At 35.8% G+C, this 16981-nt stretch carries 22 protein-coding genes; 2 read left to right on the top strand and 20 right to left on the bottom strand.

Translation table 11 applies throughout. The features are described 5' to 3' along the window. Positions 1 to 83 precede the first annotated feature (83 nt). From ABWU50_RS00880 to ABWU50_RS00785, 20 genes are all read right to left on the bottom strand, one after another. Positions 84 to 1244, bottom strand: coding sequence for a phage tail protein (locus ABWU50_RS00880; RefSeq protein ID WP_353275977.1), 1161 nt, complete (start codon positions 1242 to 1244; stop codon positions 84 to 86). Continuing rightward, positions 1244 to 2035 (bottom strand): baseplate J/gp47 family protein, encoded by a 792-nt coding sequence (locus ABWU50_RS00875; protein ID WP_012673194.1) that lies wholly within the window; start codon positions 2033 to 2035, stop codon positions 1244 to 1246. The genes ABWU50_RS00880 and ABWU50_RS00875 overlap by 1 nt, the downstream gene beginning before the upstream one ends. A 2-nt stretch (positions 2036 to 2037) precedes the next feature. Next, the gene (locus ABWU50_RS00870; RefSeq protein ID WP_007552425.1) at positions 2038 to 2373 is read right to left on the bottom strand and encodes a GPW/gp25 family protein; all 336 of its coding nucleotides are present in this window, start codon (positions 2371 to 2373) and stop codon (positions 2038 to 2040) included. 2 nt (positions 2374 to 2375) lie between these two features. Next, positions 2376 to 2630, bottom strand: a complete 255-nt coding sequence (locus ABWU50_RS00865) for a PAAR domain-containing protein (RefSeq protein ID WP_010082105.1) — start codon at positions 2628 to 2630, stop codon at positions 2376 to 2378. Between the two features lie 7 nt (positions 2631 to 2637). Further along, on the bottom strand, positions 2638 to 3102 hold the full coding sequence (locus ABWU50_RS00860; protein WP_012673195.1) for a phage baseplate assembly protein V: 465 nt from the start codon (positions 3100 to 3102) through the stop codon (positions 2638 to 2640). Beyond that, positions 3089 to 3565 (bottom strand): hypothetical protein, encoded by a 477-nt coding sequence (locus ABWU50_RS00855; RefSeq protein WP_010962732.1) that lies wholly within the window; start codon positions 3563 to 3565, stop codon positions 3089 to 3091. Before ABWU50_RS00855 ends, ABWU50_RS00860 begins: the two co-directional genes overlap by 14 nt. Further along, positions 3562 to 4083 (bottom strand): phage tail protein, encoded by a 522-nt coding sequence (locus tag ABWU50_RS00850; RefSeq protein ID WP_353275976.1) that lies wholly within the window; start codon positions 4081 to 4083, stop codon positions 3562 to 3564. Before ABWU50_RS00850 ends, ABWU50_RS00855 begins: the two co-directional genes overlap by 4 nt. A 34-nt stretch (positions 4084 to 4117) precedes the next feature. After that, positions 4118 to 4390: a hypothetical protein gene (locus ABWU50_RS00845; RefSeq protein WP_353275975.1), complete on the bottom strand. Its 273-nt coding sequence runs from the start codon at positions 4388 to 4390 to the stop codon at positions 4118 to 4120. Positions 4391 to 4487: 97 nt separating this feature from the next. Next, complete coding sequence (locus tag ABWU50_RS00840; protein WP_353275974.1) at positions 4488 to 5492, bottom strand: major capsid protein; 1005 nt, start codon at positions 5490 to 5492, stop codon at positions 4488 to 4490. A gap of 37 nt (positions 5493 to 5529) precedes the next feature. After that, entirely contained in the window at positions 5530 to 5901 is a 372-nt protein-coding gene (locus tag ABWU50_RS00835; protein ID WP_010082142.1) for a head decoration protein, read from the bottom strand. Between the two features lie 74 nt (positions 5902 to 5975). Next, the gene (locus ABWU50_RS00830; RefSeq protein WP_006280203.1) at positions 5976 to 7037 is read right to left on the bottom strand and encodes a S49 family peptidase; all 1062 of its coding nucleotides are present in this window, start codon (positions 7035 to 7037) and stop codon (positions 5976 to 5978) included. Beyond that, positions 7034 to 8452, bottom strand: a complete 1419-nt coding sequence (locus tag ABWU50_RS00825; RefSeq protein ID WP_353275973.1) for a phage portal protein — start codon at positions 8450 to 8452, stop codon at positions 7034 to 7036. Before ABWU50_RS00825 ends, ABWU50_RS00830 begins: the two co-directional genes overlap by 4 nt. A 102-nt stretch (positions 8453 to 8554) precedes the next feature. Further along, positions 8555 to 8836, bottom strand: a complete 282-nt coding sequence (locus ABWU50_RS00820) for a type II toxin-antitoxin system RelE family toxin (protein ID WP_010962706.1) — start codon at positions 8834 to 8836, stop codon at positions 8555 to 8557. Next, positions 8827 to 9087: a hypothetical protein gene (locus ABWU50_RS00815; RefSeq protein ID WP_012673197.1), complete on the bottom strand. Its 261-nt coding sequence runs from the start codon at positions 9085 to 9087 to the stop codon at positions 8827 to 8829. Before ABWU50_RS00815 ends, ABWU50_RS00820 begins: the two co-directional genes overlap by 10 nt. 40 nt (positions 9088 to 9127) lie before the next feature. Then, entirely contained in the window at positions 9128 to 9361 is a 234-nt protein-coding gene (locus tag ABWU50_RS00810) for a gpW family head-tail joining protein (RefSeq protein WP_010962704.1), read from the bottom strand. A gap of 3 nt (positions 9362 to 9364) precedes the next feature. Further along, positions 9365 to 11194: a phage terminase large subunit family protein gene (locus ABWU50_RS00805; protein ID WP_353275972.1), complete on the bottom strand. Its 1830-nt coding sequence runs from the start codon at positions 11192 to 11194 to the stop codon at positions 9365 to 9367. Further along, entirely contained in the window at positions 11191 to 12672 is a 1482-nt protein-coding gene (locus ABWU50_RS00800; protein WP_010082188.1) for an ankyrin repeat domain-containing protein, read from the bottom strand. The genes ABWU50_RS00805 and ABWU50_RS00800 overlap by 4 nt, the downstream gene beginning before the upstream one ends. Before the next feature lie 3 nt (positions 12673 to 12675). Further along, positions 12676 to 13155: a hypothetical protein gene (locus tag ABWU50_RS00795; RefSeq protein WP_264378236.1), complete on the bottom strand. Its 480-nt coding sequence runs from the start codon at positions 13153 to 13155 to the stop codon at positions 12676 to 12678. A gap of 33 nt (positions 13156 to 13188) precedes the next feature. After that, a complete protein-coding gene (locus tag ABWU50_RS00790; protein WP_353275970.1) occupies positions 13189 to 14409 on the bottom strand; it encodes a DNA modification methylase in 1221 nt (406 codons plus the stop codon). Positions 14410 to 14512: 103 nt separating this feature from the next. Next, positions 14513 to 14974 carry a crossover junction endodeoxyribonuclease RuvC gene (locus ABWU50_RS00785; RefSeq protein ID WP_341823232.1) on the bottom strand — a complete coding sequence of 154 codons (462 nt, stop codon included), beginning with the start codon at positions 14972 to 14974 and terminating at the stop codon, positions 14513 to 14515. Between the two features lie 591 nt (positions 14975 to 15565). Between ABWU50_RS00785 and ABWU50_RS00780 the strand changes: the two genes are divergently transcribed. Both ABWU50_RS00780 and ABWU50_RS00775 read left to right on the top strand, forming a co-directional pair. Then, a complete protein-coding gene (locus ABWU50_RS00780; protein WP_019236463.1) occupies positions 15566 to 16060 on the top strand; it encodes a sigma-70 family RNA polymerase sigma factor in 495 nt (164 codons plus the stop codon). Between the two features lie 94 nt (positions 16061 to 16154). Then, a complete protein-coding gene (locus tag ABWU50_RS00775; RefSeq protein ID WP_265017278.1) occupies positions 16155 to 16976 on the top strand; it encodes an ATP-binding protein in 822 nt (273 codons plus the stop codon). The last annotated feature ends 5 nt before the right edge of the window (positions 16977 to 16981 follow it).

Genomic DNA, 16981 nt, shown 5'->3' with positions numbered 1-16981 from the left:
CATAAAAAGGCAAGTCTTTTTTCGCGTAGTACACCTTTTTAACTAAATACTAATATAGTATATGAAGATATAAATATATATGCTTAATGCATTAAACATATTACTTGTTTCTCTTCCCAACCTCTGTTCAAATGACGATGTTCGTGCCACGTTAGTACGCCTGGGTAAAACACTAAAACGTAATTTTCCGGTTCATGTATTGAATCCTTTTGCTCTGAATTTAAATCCCTTTCAAAATGAATATTGTGCTCTGCCACACCAAATATTATAACTTTTTGGTTGGTAAAATCTTCTACTTTGTAGTGGTGAGTAACGCTAAACCTTTCTAAAATTGGCTTGTGTTTTAAATTCCACAGTTGTTCAGATAGTTTATCACTTCCTAGTAAAAATTTACTTCCTTTCTCTTCTCCACTCGTAACCGGAAAACACGCGTTTATTTCTCCTAAGTTCCAGCTATCTGATAATACTATCTGCGCTTTAGCAAACTTAATCTTAGGTAATAAGCTCTGTGGTAGCGGATATAGCGCTTTGAAGTTATACCACACATAATTTCGTTCATAAATACCGTTGTAGTTCTTAGTATGAGGCTCGGTTTCTCCAAGTATTGCTACATCCAAGCGATATATGTCATTGCTTAAAGCTCGTTCATAATGATCGCGTAGATAGTTTTCTACAATCCTAATAACCGGACCATGAGACCTGAAAAAATTTACTCTTCCAAATGATAAAACTGGCCCATCTTTTTCTATTTTTACCCCGGAATAATCCGATAATAAACTTCCGAAAAAACTCTCATCCAATATGAACCTGCTAATGTTGTAATAATCGTTAAAAATCCTCATTAGCCTCGATCTTGCAGGCAATGATAGTTTTGCTAGTTCTACTACTGCATCAACGAAGAAGTCATTCGGAACATCTTTTATCCCTATCTGCAGTTCAAAGAAGTGCTTGCCAGATGGTTCTTCGATAATTGTAATATCTTCTATATTTGCCCATTTTAGTGCTATTTTCAGTGAAGCAGGTGTTCCTCTTAAACGCTGAAATTTTATCCCTTTTTTTATCGCCTTTCTTTTGTCTTTTACCCAATGTAGGATTTCTCCTAGCCCATATTCCTCTATTATCCATGGCAACACTTTTTCCCCTTGGCTAAATTTAAACCCTCTGATACAACCAGGATCTACTTTGTAATCTATTGCATCAACCAGCGCTTTTTCCTTTTTTGTTGCGTTTGGCGGTAATAGCATTAATTTAACTCAACATTTAAACTTTTTAAGAAAGCGCACTCATTTCCTTTCACAACTATGTCTTCTCTTGGCTCTATTAATTCCACGTTTTCTACTCCTTCCATAAACAAATTGGCTATTATCCATGATCTTGTTACCTTCCATCCTAATCTTTTCGTTGTTCCAAATTTTTCGATAAATTTCTTCTTCACCGTTTCAATAATATCTGGTCTTTTAATGCTAATTTTACTGTGGATATCTATTTCTATCATATTGCAACTTACCACTTCAACTGTATCTGTTAAAATCCTCACATCCTCCCTGTTTAGCTGATTTTTGACAATTTCTAGTAATTCTTCTTGCAGTGTGGATAATTCTGTGGATAAGATTGAAACTTGTACTTTCCCTGGTATAGGTGATTCTACTAATGCATCCTTTACTCTACTATCTGCTGACAGTGCATGATATCGATAGTGTTCTTTACTTCCTCCCGTGCTCCAGCCTATTATCTTTGCTTTAATTATTTTTCTAAAACGTTCGTCATCTTCTTCTTTCTGCCTCTCCACTCCATAAAATTCAGCTAAATTATCAAGATCTTCTCCTGTCGCAAACTTAAGTAAATTACTCTTTACTGCTTCGTTTATCCTTTGTCTCAGCAAAAGCTCTCTCCAGGCTGCTACTTCTAATACCTTCATCGCTGAGTCACTTTCTACTAATGCCGTAAAACTTTCATCTCGACTTATTAATTCTTCTTTCATACGTGAAAAGATTTCTTCGAAGTTCAGTGGCTCAATAATGTTAGTCTGCTGCATCTTTATACTACAACCTCATCGAAGCGAATCTTTTTCCCCATTGGTACGTACAACCCTTCCAGGTCAAGCGTTACTTTTCCCTCTTTTACTTCTGTCATTTTTACTTTTTCTAATTTAAACCTTTTTTCCCATTTTTCCAAAGCTTCTGCAGTTGCTGCGTAAATTTCTAGTGTTAAATCACGATTAACTGGCTTATCCAATAATTCAAATAGCCTAGACCCGTAATTCCTCATCATAATTCGTGATCCTATAGGAGTCGTAAGTATATCAATTATTGATTGCTTTAAGTGCTCTATTCCTTCTAACGCTTTTCCTGTTTTACCATCCATACCCTTCATTTCTATTTTGCAAAGACGCTTTTACTGCCTTTTATTACTTTTAACCCACAAGATACTGAATCCCCTACTCTTCCTACACCATGACCATTTGCAAACACTGTTTTTGATCCTTGAATCATTACTTTTCCTTCGTTAAAATTGTCTCCTTTCCTACAGACTGGGAAATCATTTACAAAAACATTATTACTGCCGCTAATGCAAAAATGTGGTGTTGCTTCTCCACAATAATCTCCTACTCGCACAACTGATTTATTCATTTTCCAATTAATTAAGTTCTATTCTATCTGCTTTCAGTTTTATTTCGCTCCTTGTCATCTCTATACTTGATTCCCCAGCTTTCAATGTTATTTTGTCCACTACTTCAATCTCTAAATGATGCTTCTCTTTATCATATAACAATCTTGTCCCATCTTGAATTTTTACACTATTTATTTCTTTTTTATTCTCTGGTGCAGGGTATTTTTCCTGATATATTCCTGCTAATACCACCCCTAATGATAGTTCTCCTAGCGCAGAAAGTATAATAACCTGTTCATCGATATCTGGAGGAGACCAATTTCTATCTTTTCCTGCTTTACTTGTTATCCATGGCAACCAATCTGTTAAAAATTCCCCTATTTGCACTTTTACTCTCGCTTTTTCATAATCTACTTCTTTCACAAGCCCAATACGTACAATGTTAGCTAACTTTCTTTGCAACTCTGAAATAGCAAAATTACTTTCCAACATTTATTTCACCGATTTCTATTTTGTGTGGCATAAATTTTCCCTCTTCCCAAATAGATCGACCCAAGTGTACTTCATGCACCCAGTCTACCATCCACACTAAATACGCGTCTAATTCTGGCCTAAATCCGTCAATTTCTGCTGATATAAATTCACCTGGCGAAACATTTTTTACGTTCCAAGTATTTTTATTTACTACTCTCGCAACCTCAGCAGCTAATTCTCTGACAATAATAGCTGCATTCTCTATTGTGCTATCAATCACAATTCGTGCCTCAAATCTTGCTTTCAGGGCTAATTCTTCTGTTCCTGAATCTTTTCCTTGCTCTAAACTTGACAATTCCACAAATACCGCTGGTGCTACTATTTCCCTTCTTATCATTGGATATATTTCACATGTCTGTATCGCTGGTATTTCTTTCTTCAACATTCTGCAAATTGCTTTGTGCAACTCAATTAAAATCATACTTTTACAACATAGTTTAATTCACGCTCAAAATATTTCTCAAATATCCCTTCTGTTTCATAATTAACTAGCTCCTTTATTATTTTTGATGCTTCTGGTTCCAGTCCTAATTTTACCTCTTGTATTGGCAAAGCTGTTCTTCCTTCACGCCTAAAAACACCACTATTTCCTCTTGGCATTGTTGCCATAAATCCTCCTATAAACTTATGTTTTCCTACTTTCGCTCCTTTTCTTGTTTGTCTCATCTTGCCAATTGCTGATACCCTAATATCATATAAATTTGCTCTCATTAATACATCTAACCTACTTGTCTTAGCCTTAAAAATTCTTAGCCTTTTTCTCATTACCGTTAATTTTATCTTCTTTTCCTCACTAATTTCCTTAGCTGCTTGCGTTTTTAACCATAGTGCTGTTTTGTTCAATGCCCTCACCGCTGCTTTTTCCACTTTTTTCCTTTCAGCATTTACATTTTCAATTACCTTATTAATATTATCGGTAACTTCTATATTAATAGACATTTTACACCCCCGATGCTTGAATTTTCCATACCATTCATGAATTATCTCTAAGTGGTGGTGTGTGTACTCTGTATCTACAACTACCTATGGAAAAAGTATCTCCTACCATTGGCTTTAATACATCAAACACACTTACTTCCAACAATAAAATTTCTCCTACAAATTGTCCTTCACCAATCTCGTATAATTTATCTGGCTGTTGCTTTAGTACTTGTACCATATATGACTTATCCTTTGATTCATACAAAGCTACTTTTCCTAAATGGGCAAAACAATCTTGCAATAATCTCTTAATATTTTCTTGCATATTTTTCTGCTATATACTAACCTTTACATGCTAAGAAGGGGCACACAGGTAAAGCATTCTTCTGCCTCACCACTTTATAGTTGCTCTACCTGTGTTGTTATGTTACAACGACTTTTACTAATACTCCCGGTCTATGGCACATTGGCAGAGGATTTGACTGAGTATGTAAATCGGTCCCTCTATCAAATCTTCTTGGCTCTTGTTTCGCGTAAAGTGGCTGTCCAAGAGTATTTACTGTCTCATTAAAGTCTGCTGGTGCAAAATACGTTGTAAATGTGCTCGCTGTTCCTAGTGGAAAACAGTTTCCACTTTCTCTTTCTATAAATCTTCTTACGGTTCCTTCAGGGTCGGTTGCTTGCCCTCTATACTCTTCAAATGTTATTCCACAGAACGTAAATCCTGATCTCATGTCATTCCTCAGCGCTGCTCCTTCTTGCCATCTTTCATATGCCTCTTTCACTTTACTATGCGAAATTAGTGCATCAAAAAACTCTGGACTTACCAGTGCATGAATCCCCGTCATATATTCACCACTTAAATTGTCCTCAACATGGCGCAATACTTCCAGACACTTACGCTTTACATCGGTTGTCGCAGTCCCCAATGCAAAATTTACTACTTTTGGTGTAATTTCAAATTCGTTGTAAAGGTTTAATAACTCCGACCCATCAGCATCAAGAATGATTCCCTTCAGCGCTCCCATTCTCAAATGTTCTAACGTTATTGCGTGTTTATTTCTCATTAGCTGCAAATGATCAGTTATTACATCTGCCAATGCTTTCAGTTCACTTTCTGACCCAAATGCCCTTATTCCCTGTACTTCCTCAGGCAACACTACGTCATCATGTGGTATATGTGGAATGGTAAAAGTTCTTATTTTTCGTTTTCCACGTTTTCCTACTGTTGCTGGTGCTCCCGGAACTTGCGTTGGTAATAAACTCAATACTCCGTTTTGCTCTTCTATCGTAATATGTCGAAATCTTACTGATCTACTTGGAAACAAATTTAAATTTTCAACTCGTCCATAATTTATCGGCAATATATTTATCGCATTTGTTAGTGCCGTCATGCTAAATGCTGTATTTGTAAATGGATTTTGCATTTTTTCTTTTCCCCCTTTTGTATTTTTAATAGTTTTTTTAAGCTCCCTTGCGGATAATGATCCCTCGTCCTTCAAGGTGCTTTATTGCTGCAGTTTTCTGCTCTTCAATGATATTTGCTGGCCATACAACTGCATGATCTGCTAGTATTGCACCACGAGCAATAATTACTCCTTTACTATTTTCCTTTGCGTTTACATCGCTTGCTATCACTCCTATAGCCGTTTGTGTCCCATCTGTGGCAGTTGGATTTAAAGCTTTAATAAAACCATCTTTAGTATCATAACCAACTACTTTTCCCAGCTTTAGATTTTGTCCCTTGGCTACTGTTATTTGATCTCTTGAATATAGGTTGGACACTTCATATTTCAGAAGATCGCCTAAATTATTTCCTTCAGTTATACTTATCATGTCTTTTTCTCTCCTTTTTTTATTTTTTTACCGCCATATTTGTGGTTGTTATACACGGCGGTTATACACATACTTTAAATGTTTGATTGCGCACGACTTTTCGCTACCTGCATCATCAACTCTTCTCCTGAATTCTGTGGTATTGCACTTAGTATTTCTGTCTTCTTCGTTCGCTCTGCAAGTAACTCCATTAAAACTTCCCTGGCTTGCTCAACACTTACGCTTTGCTCAATAAATTCTCCTATCTTTTCTGGCATTCGTGATAAGTTACATAAACGTATTAATTCAAGAACTTCAGTACGATACTTAGTTAAATTGTCAGTTTCTAGGTCATTTGTAGTTTTTTCATTCATAGTAATATCCCCTTTTTTATTAATAGATTTAAACTCTGAAAGAATTGTAATTCCATCTGCAAGACCTATTTCTACTGCTTTCTCGCCAAAATATAGCCCTGCTTCTGTTGATTTTATTGCCTCTACAGAAAGGTTTCTATTGCGTGCTATTAGCTCAACCAGCATTCCATATAAACGATTCACTTCGCTTTTTAGGCTTTCTAAACTCTCAGAAGTTATTGGCTCATGTGGATTTAAATCATTTTTTCTACTTCCTGCAAATACTGTCGTATATTTTATTCCCTGTTTTTCATCAAACCCACTTTGATCTATATGACTTGCTATTACTCCTATGCTTCCAACTCCTGAAGTTCTAGTTACCAATACTTTTTCAGCACTTGATGCAATTGCATACGCCGCAGAATACGCATCATCATTTGCTATTGCCACAATCCTCTTTTTTCTCCTTGCTTGGTAAATAAAGTCGGAAAGGTCGAATAAACCGTTTACTTCTCCTCCGGGGCTGTCTATGTCCAAAATTATTGTTTCTACTTCTTTATCTATTAAAGCTTCTTCTATCTCTTCACTTATCTTCTCATACGATGTCATCCCCAATACATCATCAAAAACTTCTGACTTTTTCGTCAAGATTCCATGTATTGGTATTATTCCTCTTTCACTATTTCTTACCGCATGTTTTATATTTTTAAAGATAGGCTGCTTTCCTGTTTGTAGTGACAGTAATTCAAAACTCCTTGGTTCTACCATTACACATCTGTTTAGCCATATCGCTTGGTTTTTCATATTATCTCTTGATTAGTAGTAACGTCGGAATCAAAACTTAAACCCAAGGAACTAGCACGTCTTTGATCTTCTGCAATTTCTTGGTCTATTTCTTCTACATCATAACCTAGCTCTGAAACCACTTCTGATCGACTCTTAAATCCATTTCTTACTGCCATTTGTTGTGCTTGCTGGTCTTTTAAAGGATCCACCCAATCAAATCCCTGTGGTATCCATTTTACTTCTTCTTTCGCTGCTTTTGCTACTTTTTTATCTATACTCAGTTCTCCACAGAGTACTGCTAATTCTAGCCATCTACTCCATACTGGTCTGCAAAATTGAAATACCATAATGTTGTGTTGCAGCATAGCACATCTACAACGAAACTCTATTAATCCTGCTCGAATGGATGAATAATTAACGCCCGTTAAATCTCCTGTTAGTTGCTCATATGTTATCCCTGTGCCTATTGCTATTGCCCTCAGCTGCTGTCTCATGAATGCTTCATAACTTCCTCCTACATCAGATGGCTCTGAAAATTTTATGTCTTCTCCTGGGTCTAAAAGCTGCATTGTTCCTGGCTCTAAACCTGATAGTGCTACTCCTTGCTCATTACTTTCACCTTCTCCTAAAATATTTGCTTCAGGATCGAGCCTTGTAATAAACCCTGCAAACATCGCTGCTGTCTTTTTTCTCACTAATTCTGCATCATCATATTGATCAAGTTCATAGAGCTTTAGCAGTATACTCGAAAGCCATGGCTCTCCTCTAATTTGCCCAGGTCTTAATGGTCTATAAATATGTAAAACATCATTTGCTGGCACTCTCACTGATTCACCAAATGAGCCTTCACCAGGGTGTTCTTTAAATAGGTAATATGCTTCTCTTTGCCCAAGCTTGTTAAACTCAATCCCGTTTCTTATTACATTACCATTTCCTAAAGTTTGATTTGTTTTATTATCTAAATGTTCAGACTCAAGTACTTGCAGTTGTAATGGCACAGAAAATCTATCTTCCAGCTTTCTCGTTCTTAAACGTACAAAACATTCTCCTCCCTCTATCATACTTCTGCATACTAGAGCTTGTAATCCATAAAAATCACTTACTCCGTTACTGTCTGCTTCATCTGTCCATCTTAGCCATAATTCTTGCACCCTCTTTCGAAATTCCCCATCCCTTGCTTTTGATTGCGGTTTTATTCCTGTTCCAATAGAGTTACTTACTATTGTATCAATAATATTTGCTGCATATGGATTTTTTCTCACCATATCACGTGATCTACTACGTAAAGTTTCAAGGTTTTGAGACAGCAAATTGTTTATACTTCCTAACTCTGGTTGAAAGTGAAAAAATCTTCTTCCTGAGCCTGCAGCATCCCAGGCTGAGCTTTTTATCTTTGGTTTGTTAAATAGTTGTTTGAATGATTTTAATAACATTTTGCCTCTTTGATTATGCAACAAGTTGTTGCACAATTTGACATTGAAAAATTATAGCAAGTTGCTAGAGAATTTGGTCAACAGATTGTATGTAGAGAGTCATTACTCTGGACTACGTTTATAAATTTCTTTTCGATGTCCTATTGCTGCAATTTTGACCATGTGCTCTGAGTTATCTATTAAGTATATGACTCGATAATCGCCAACACGCAACCTAAAGTAGCCTACCCATTTATGCGATAAAGCCTCACCTACTTTATCAGGAATAATTGTGAGACGTTTTTCTATAGCTTTTTGCACCCTTAACCGTATTGTTTTCGGAAGAGAAGGAAGATCTTCGGTATCTACACCTTCTAAATAACCAATTTGGTAAATTATTCCCACTTGATATCTTCATGTCTAATTATTTTTGCTCCAGGAACATTACGTTTAGCAGCAAGTTCAAGTAGAGCTATTTCTCCTTCATCCATTTCGTCACCTTCAGATAGTTTACTTACCTCAAGTTCTTCTTCTACTAGATCTTTTACAATTTCTTCAATAGTTCTATTTTGAACTTTTGCCATTTCTGTAAGATACTGAGCAAATTCCCCCTCAAAATTTACATTAACATTAAGCCTTCCTTGACTTTGATCCATATTATTCACTGTAAGATATCAACTCTAAACTATAACATTTTTACATAATTTTGTCAACCCCTTTATTTGTTGAAAAAACAATTTTTCTCTTTGGCTTCATACCTGCAATTTTCAATTCAGCCTTAATACGTTGTCTTAAGCTTAGTAAATCATTTATATCTACTTCAGCATATCTTACAACATGGTCACCATATGCAATTGATACTACTCGCTCTCCGTTTTGTAGTTTCTTTATCGCTTCTTCGACTTGAATTAGATAATCTTCGTTATACATTTACTACTCGCTGATCCATTTGCTTTTCACTATTTTCTTTGATTTTTTACTTTCTGGTTTTTCACTTAAACTATTCCATTTACTCTCTGGCCATCTATCTATTCCCAGTGCTATCGATGCTGCTCTTGCATAAATCCTACAGTCTAATACTTCATTTCTTTCTCTTACCTTTTGCCACTCTTGTTTGGTGTATCCTTTTACCACTTTGCTGACTAATTGCTCTGCCGTTAGCTGCTTAAAATATTCAGGTGCATACTCAGGAAAATGACAATATCCTGCTGGCACTTTTTCTTTTTCCCCGTTTTTTAAAACATTAAGTAGCTGAAAAAGCTCTGATTTTAATATCGATACTCCAACTGGCCAGAGCTTTATTCCTCTCTTTAGCTTTTGACCACCAACTGTTATATCTACTCTACTTGGGCTGCTAAGTGGTACTAGCGCTTTGTTTACACCTTTAATTGCCATTACTCTTCCACAGCCTTGATGACCTCTTACCCAGTTGTATACTTCCTGCGTTGCATATCCTGCATCAACTGCCATCATGCTTATCATGTATTCAAGCCCATTTTCACCGATAAAATGATGATTTAAGAGCTCAGAGAGTTTTCCCCATACTTCTCCACTTCCTGTATCTCCTTCAAATACTCGGTAGTCTATTGACCAATTTTCACGACTTTTTCCCCAGGCTACAACTTCTACTTCTAAACGATCTTTTTGGACATCTACTCCTGCAGTAAGTACCACTTCTCTCTTAGGTACTGTGCCTACGGGAAAAAATTCTCTCCTGTTAAATAATTGCTTCCAGTCTGGTACTTCTCCTTTGTCTACCCAAGTTTCTCCAAGCGTGGTATTTATCCAAACTTTTAGTAATTGTTCACTTTCTTTTGCATGGAGAAAATCTTCTACTGCTTGAGTCCAGCTATACCAGCCTACTGGACTATAAAGACTTGAAAGATGAAATCCTTTTTTCTCACCTTTTACTCTATTAGTAGGTCTCCATTCTCCACGCTCAAGCATCTCTGTCTTTTGATGATTTTCTATTTTGCCGCTACATTCAGTGCAGACATAATGTGCTGTTCTTGAGTCGTTGTTTTCCCATTTAATTTGTGACCATTTTAGAACTTGATAGTAATTACAATACGGACATGGTACAAAAAAGTACTGCTTATCTGTTGCTTCAAATTCTTTCTCAATTCTGCTTATTCCATGAATCGTTGGTGTTGATACTAAAAAAATCTTTCGCCGTGCAAATGTATTAGTTCGAGCAATACTGAGCAGCACTGGATCTCCTTCACCACCTGAATCTCCTGGATAGGCGTCTATTTCATCAAGAAAGAGATATTTTACTGGCATAGACCTCAGTCCTACACTGCTGTTTGCTCCAGTTATTACTACTATTCCACCTGGAAATTCCTTACTTTGCACAGTATTGCCCGAATCTCTTGACCTTGGGTCTTTTACTTTATTTTTTAAACATGGCGTACTCTCTATTAACGGTGCAAATCTTCCCTTCGACCAACGTTTTCCCATTTCAACTGTTGGCTGTACTACTAGCATTGGACCTGGTGTTTGATCGATGATATAGCCTATCCAATTGTTACCAGCTTCTGTTCCTCCAATCTGCGCTCCTTTCATGAATACTACTTTTTCTGCAGTTGAAGACGGAGATAGTGAATCCATGATTTCTTTAAGGTATGGCGTTCTCTCTGTTCTCCATTTCCCTGGCTCTGATGCTGCAGTTGGCGCTAAAACTCGATACTCATTCGCCCACTCTGACACTTTAAGTAGTGGATCTGGCTTTAAACCTTCAGAAAAAGATGTAGCATATATCATATCGCTAGCTCTTCACCATCATTAGATGATACCTCAACATCACTTAAAATAGAACTGCACTCACTTGTTTTCTCACTTTCGAGTTCAATAAACATTTTCTTTTCAAGTGCTTCTTCTATGTACTTCTGAGTTAAATTACTCATTGCTATTGCAGCTATGAGCGCAACTATTCCCACCATTACCGCAGCTATAATGTTAGGGTAAATTCCCACTATCACTATTGCACATACTGTTATAGAAACACAGACAATATTGATATATTTCTTTATTTTTTTGTCTGCTATTTTCCTTTCTTCAAAATATTTATTGCTCAATAAATGAAATGTTGGAAAGTTCTTCTGTCTTCCAAATAACACTATTTCCTTCTCTTTGCTCAGTAATTTTATTAATTTTGCGTTGTTCGTTATTATTGCATACTGAAAAACATCCGTGGCATCTGCTCCTCTCTTTAGCAACAACTTTACTACGTTAAAGTGACCATGCTTTACAGCAACATAAATTCCCGTTTTTCCACTCTCATCTACAGCATCTATTTCAACTCCTTCACCAAGAATACCGTCTATTAGGTCTTCATATCCTTTTCTGGCAGCTAAATGAAGCAAACTGTTTTTATCAGCTCCGTATCTATTACTTGCTAAAATCTTTACTATATCTAATCTATTTGCTTCTTTTGCATAACAAAATGGTGTCTTGCCATTATCATCCTTAATTAAAGGATCTATATCTTCTCGCGTTAGTAAAACTTCTATTGTTTTCAGCCTTTCAGCATAATGTAGTGGCGTTTTATTTTCATAATCTTGTAAGTTAACCCCAGCATTAGGAACATTTATTAAGCATCTTACAATATCTAAACATAAGTCCCTTTCGTCGTAATTACTACTACTTATAGCTACGTGCAAAGAAGATAATTTCATTGCATTTCTGCCGCTGCCAACTACATTAACATTCGCACCAAGATTTGAAAGTAATTTTACTACTCCTAGCTTCTTGTTGTTTACTGCATAATGAATTGCTGCATGATTTCTCGCATCAAGAACATCTTTGTCCGCATTTCCTTCTCTAATTAAAATTTCTACTATTTGTTCATGCCCAGCTCCTGCCGCTAAGTGTAACGGTGTATGTAGTAAAGCATTCTGCTCATTAACATTAGTCCCTTTGTCGAGTAAAAACCTTACAGCATTTGCTTCATTCAACATCGCAGCTAAGTGAAGTAAGCTATCTTTCTCCAATCCATATTTGTGATTGATTAGTGCTTGTAATATCTCTTCTCTTGCACAATCCAGCGCACTTTTACCATTATCATCAGTGATCAGTGGATTAATATTTTTCCTATTTAGTAAGAGAGCAACCATACTAAGCTCGTTAATTTCTACTGCATAATGTAGTGGGGTTTTCCCATTTAATCCTCTAACATTTACATCCACTCCTGGTTGATTAATAAGACACTTTATTAATTCTAAACTTAAGTTAGCAGACATTATTTAAAACTTAATATTAGATAATTCTTGTAATGAGTTTGTAATCTCTTCGGTTAGCGCCATATGAATCTTTTCAGTGTCACTCAGTGATGCAAGCAGTGCTGAAACTCTATTTGGAATATTAAGCAAATTATTACGTACAACTCTTGCTACATTAAATGCATCGCGCTTTACTTCCTCTACTGCTACAAGTTCACCAATCTCAGCCTTAGCTTTCGCCTCAAGAAGTTTACCTCGTTCCATTTCATTTTTTATTCGAGTTTTTAGCAACATCGTGGAAAGGTTACTTGTATTTTCGTTTTCTGGATTTTTCCTCCTAAGTGGCTGACTTGGATCTCTTATTGCCGCTACTGCTTCATTTGCTTGTTCTCTATTGATCAAACCATCCTCCAACTCAACTATCCCTTTCTTTACTAAATAACAGACATATTGCTTTGATACTCCTATCTCTCTTGCCCATTCTGTTTGTGTTATTTTTTTCACTTTTTTTTTTCTTCTCTCTTTTTTGCCTATTTTTTACGAATTTTCTTCTTGAGTCTCTGAAAAGGTTTTACCAGTACCGGCTAAAATGGCATCTCTTCCCGTGTATACTTGCCAACGTTTTATCGTTACATCTACAAACTTTGAATCTAGCTCTATTGTTCTGCAAATTCTTCCTGTTCTCTCACATGCAATCAATGTGCTACCAGAACCACTAAATGGATCAAGTACTATATCTCCTGGTCTACTGCTATTAACTATTGCTCTTTCCATTAATTCTACTGGCTTCATCGTTGGATGTAGTGTATTGTGCGTTGGCTTATCATAAAACCACAGATCACTTTGATTTCTTCCTCCATGCCACTCACGTTTATTGCCGCTTTTCCATCCATAGAGCATTGCTTCGTATTGTCTTTGATAATCTGATCTGCCTAGCGTAAAGTGATTCTTTGCCCAAATGATAAATGTTGACCATTTTCCTCCTGCCTCTTCAAATGCTTTTTGCAACGTTGAAAACTCTGATGATGATATGCAAATGTAAATTGCACCTTTCGTATATGCTAAAATATGGGAACAGATATCGTAGAGAAAAAGTTCGTACTTTTCACCTTGATTATCGTTTAATATTTTTTTCTCTTCTCTTTCCTGACTGCTACCGTAATCAACGTTATATGGAGGATCACATACGGTAATATCTGCCATTTTATTATCTAATACCGCTTTATATGATTCAACTAAAGAGCTATCACCACAATAGATTCGATGATCACCTAAAATCCATAGATCAGCTGGTTTTGTTATTTCTACTTTTTTGTCATCAACAACTAAGTCAGAAAGATCTTCTTCTTCACCATCTAAATCATCAAGAAACCGTTGAACTTTTTCTAATTCAAATCCAGTCATTTTAAGATCAAACTGTAAATCTTCTAGCTCCTGAATTTCCACTTTTAAAAGCTCATCGTCCCACTTTGCCCAATTAGCTGATTGATTGGCCAGTAATCGAAAAGCTTTGGTTTGTGGTTCATTTAAATTATCACTTAAAACCACTGGAATACTCTCCATACCAAGTTTTCTTGCTGCTTTAAGTCTTAAATGACCATCAACCACAGTTCCATCGCTTTTTGCAACTATTGGTATACGAAAGCCAAATTCCCGAATAGAAGCACACATTCTGTTGACCACATCGTCATTTTTACGTGGGTTACGCTCATATTCAACTAGGTTTCGAGTAGGATAGTAGTGGATTGCTAAATTCATATCTTAATAATTAAAAAGTTAATATTCAAAATATATCTGACGCTAGAGAAGGCCTGAGGTCTGACCCACCAAACCCGCCATTATGGCCGAAAGGACCCACTTTTTATGGATTTTTCATCTTATTAATATCTTTACTGAAATCCATAACATAGAACATTAATGCTAAAGCATCAGATTCATTATCATCTTTAGGCAAAACCCCTTTTTCCTTTACAGCTTCAATAACTTCACTCTTACTTGCATTACCTTTGCCTGTTATAAAGCGTTTTATAGTTTTAACATTAACACCTTGGTAGGGAATATTGTTCTCTTCACACCAAGCAGACAGCACTGCAAGAAAACCACCATAGCAATGAGCTGCATCAGTTCCTAGATGTCTTCTTACTTCCTCAAAATACACTGCAGTGAACTCATGTTTCAAAGAATTAAGCCAATTGTGAAAACTTAAAAAACACATTCCACCTCCACTGAAACGGCTACCATGAAAACTTTTGCTTCCACTTTCAATTACTCCATCTGTAAGAATTGCCCAGCCTGTTTGCTTGCCGAGATCTAGCGTTAAGATTGACGTACAAAAACTCCTTTGTGTAATTAAAGTTCAATGCCCTGTATAATATATATGTACGATGACTCGCAAATTCGTCCGCAATTTTGAAAAAAAATTAAAAAAAATTTCATATCCTGCCATTTGAGTTTTTTTCATCTTTACTTATCTTAATAACTATTTTACATAACTTATATTACGCCAATATTTATATTATTATATTATCATATATTATATTTTACCTGTATTTAAATATATATATAATATATATAAGACTTCAGTAATCCGTAAACCCTCTTTACTGGCCGATTTTAGCCACTTAACTTTAGAAACGGCTTTTAGGAATAGAACATAAAAAAGACAATATTATCAATAACTTAACGATCACTGCTTTCTGAAATACTAATTAGTAACTCAGAAATTAGGTACGAAATTGGTAGTTTTTTACCTATGAAAAAGTAGCTTCAGTAGTGTATCAAAACGTTTAAATCTTATTTTAATTTTTAAAGATTTTATTCTTTTAGATAAAAAAATTATTACTACTTTTTTATAATAAATTAGTCATACAAAGTCTTGGTAAAAATCTCTATTCATGAAACTTTTGGAGTTTTTATGAAGAATTCTTATCAAGGAATCGATTCTACAATTGTTAAACATGTGAGATTTCAAGCTTCGCGCCTTAAATCCAAAAGCTGTTTTATTAACGAAAGTCTCGAAGATATAGAACAAGAGCTTTTTTGTCAGGTTTGGCAATATCTGAACCAGCACGATGAGAAAAGAAGTAGTTTTAGTACTTTCGTTGCTAGATTAGCTAATTATTGTGCTCGCAATATGTTACGCAATCAGTTGTGTCTAAAACGTAATATAACTTTTGATGATATAAACGACGATATTCCAGATCATAGGAACTCGGAAATCGAAGCGATAATTCGCACTGATATAAATAATATAATTTCAACTTTGTCTGAAAAAGATAGTAATTTATGTCAATTACTTAAGGTATTTACTATTACTGAAGTTTCTGTAATAACCAAAATACCAAAGACAACTATCTATCGCACACTAGAACGAATACGCGATAAATTCTCAGTTTTAGAGAAGTTATAAGCTCTCGATTATATTTGCTCAAAATTTTTTTTTTGCAAATTGCGGACGAATTGCCTAGGTCATCGTACATATATATTTAGGTACTGGGAGAAAAATGAAAATAATGAACAGCAATGAACGGCTAAAAGTTCAAACAGGTATAAAAATGGTCATCTTTGGTCCTTATGGTATAGGTAAAACTAGTCTCTTAAAGACCATAAATGAACCAACACTTTGTCTTGATTTTGAGGCAGGTTTACTTGCTGTTCAAGATTGGCAAGGGGATTCTGTAAGTATTCGTACTTGGAATGAGGCAAGAGATATTGCATGTCTCATAGGTGGTCCTAATCCTGCGTTAAAATCTGACTCAGCATATAGCCAAAGGCACTATGAGCATGTATCCAGTAAATACAAAGAGCTTGCTTCGGAGTTTCTCAAGTATCGATGTGTTTTTATCGATAGTATTACAGTAGCCTCGCGTTTATGTCTTTTATGGGCAAAAATGCAACCTGAAGCTTTTTCTGAAAGATCAGGAAAACAAGATATGAGAGCTGCTTACGGGTTACTTGCTCAAGAAATGATGGCTTGGCTCAATCAGTTTCAACATATTCCAAATAAAGACATCATTATAGTTGGAACTCTTGGGCAATACCTTGATGATTTCAATCGCTCGACTTGGCTACCTCAATGTGAAGGTGCTAAAACCGCAAGTGAAATTCCTGGCATTGTTGATGAAGTAATTAGCATGGTTGGAATCAAGAAAGATGATGGTACAGAAATTCGTTCATTTGTCTGTCAGACGATTAATTCTTGGGGATATCCTGCTAAAGATCGAAGTGGTTGCCTTAATATGGTTGAAGAACCGCATCTAGGAAAACTTCTTACAAAAATTAAAACTAAAGCTTTTGCAATTCAACCTGTCACGCCCAACATATAGGAGGT

It is taken from the genome of Wolbachia endosymbiont (group A) of Pipizella viduata, assembly GCF_964028555.1.
In the GTDB taxonomy this organism is placed as follows: domain Bacteria; phylum Pseudomonadota; class Alphaproteobacteria; order Rickettsiales; family Anaplasmataceae; genus Wolbachia.
Note: the sequence above shows the minus strand (reverse complement) of the source record. Positions and strands in the feature narration are given on the sequence as shown.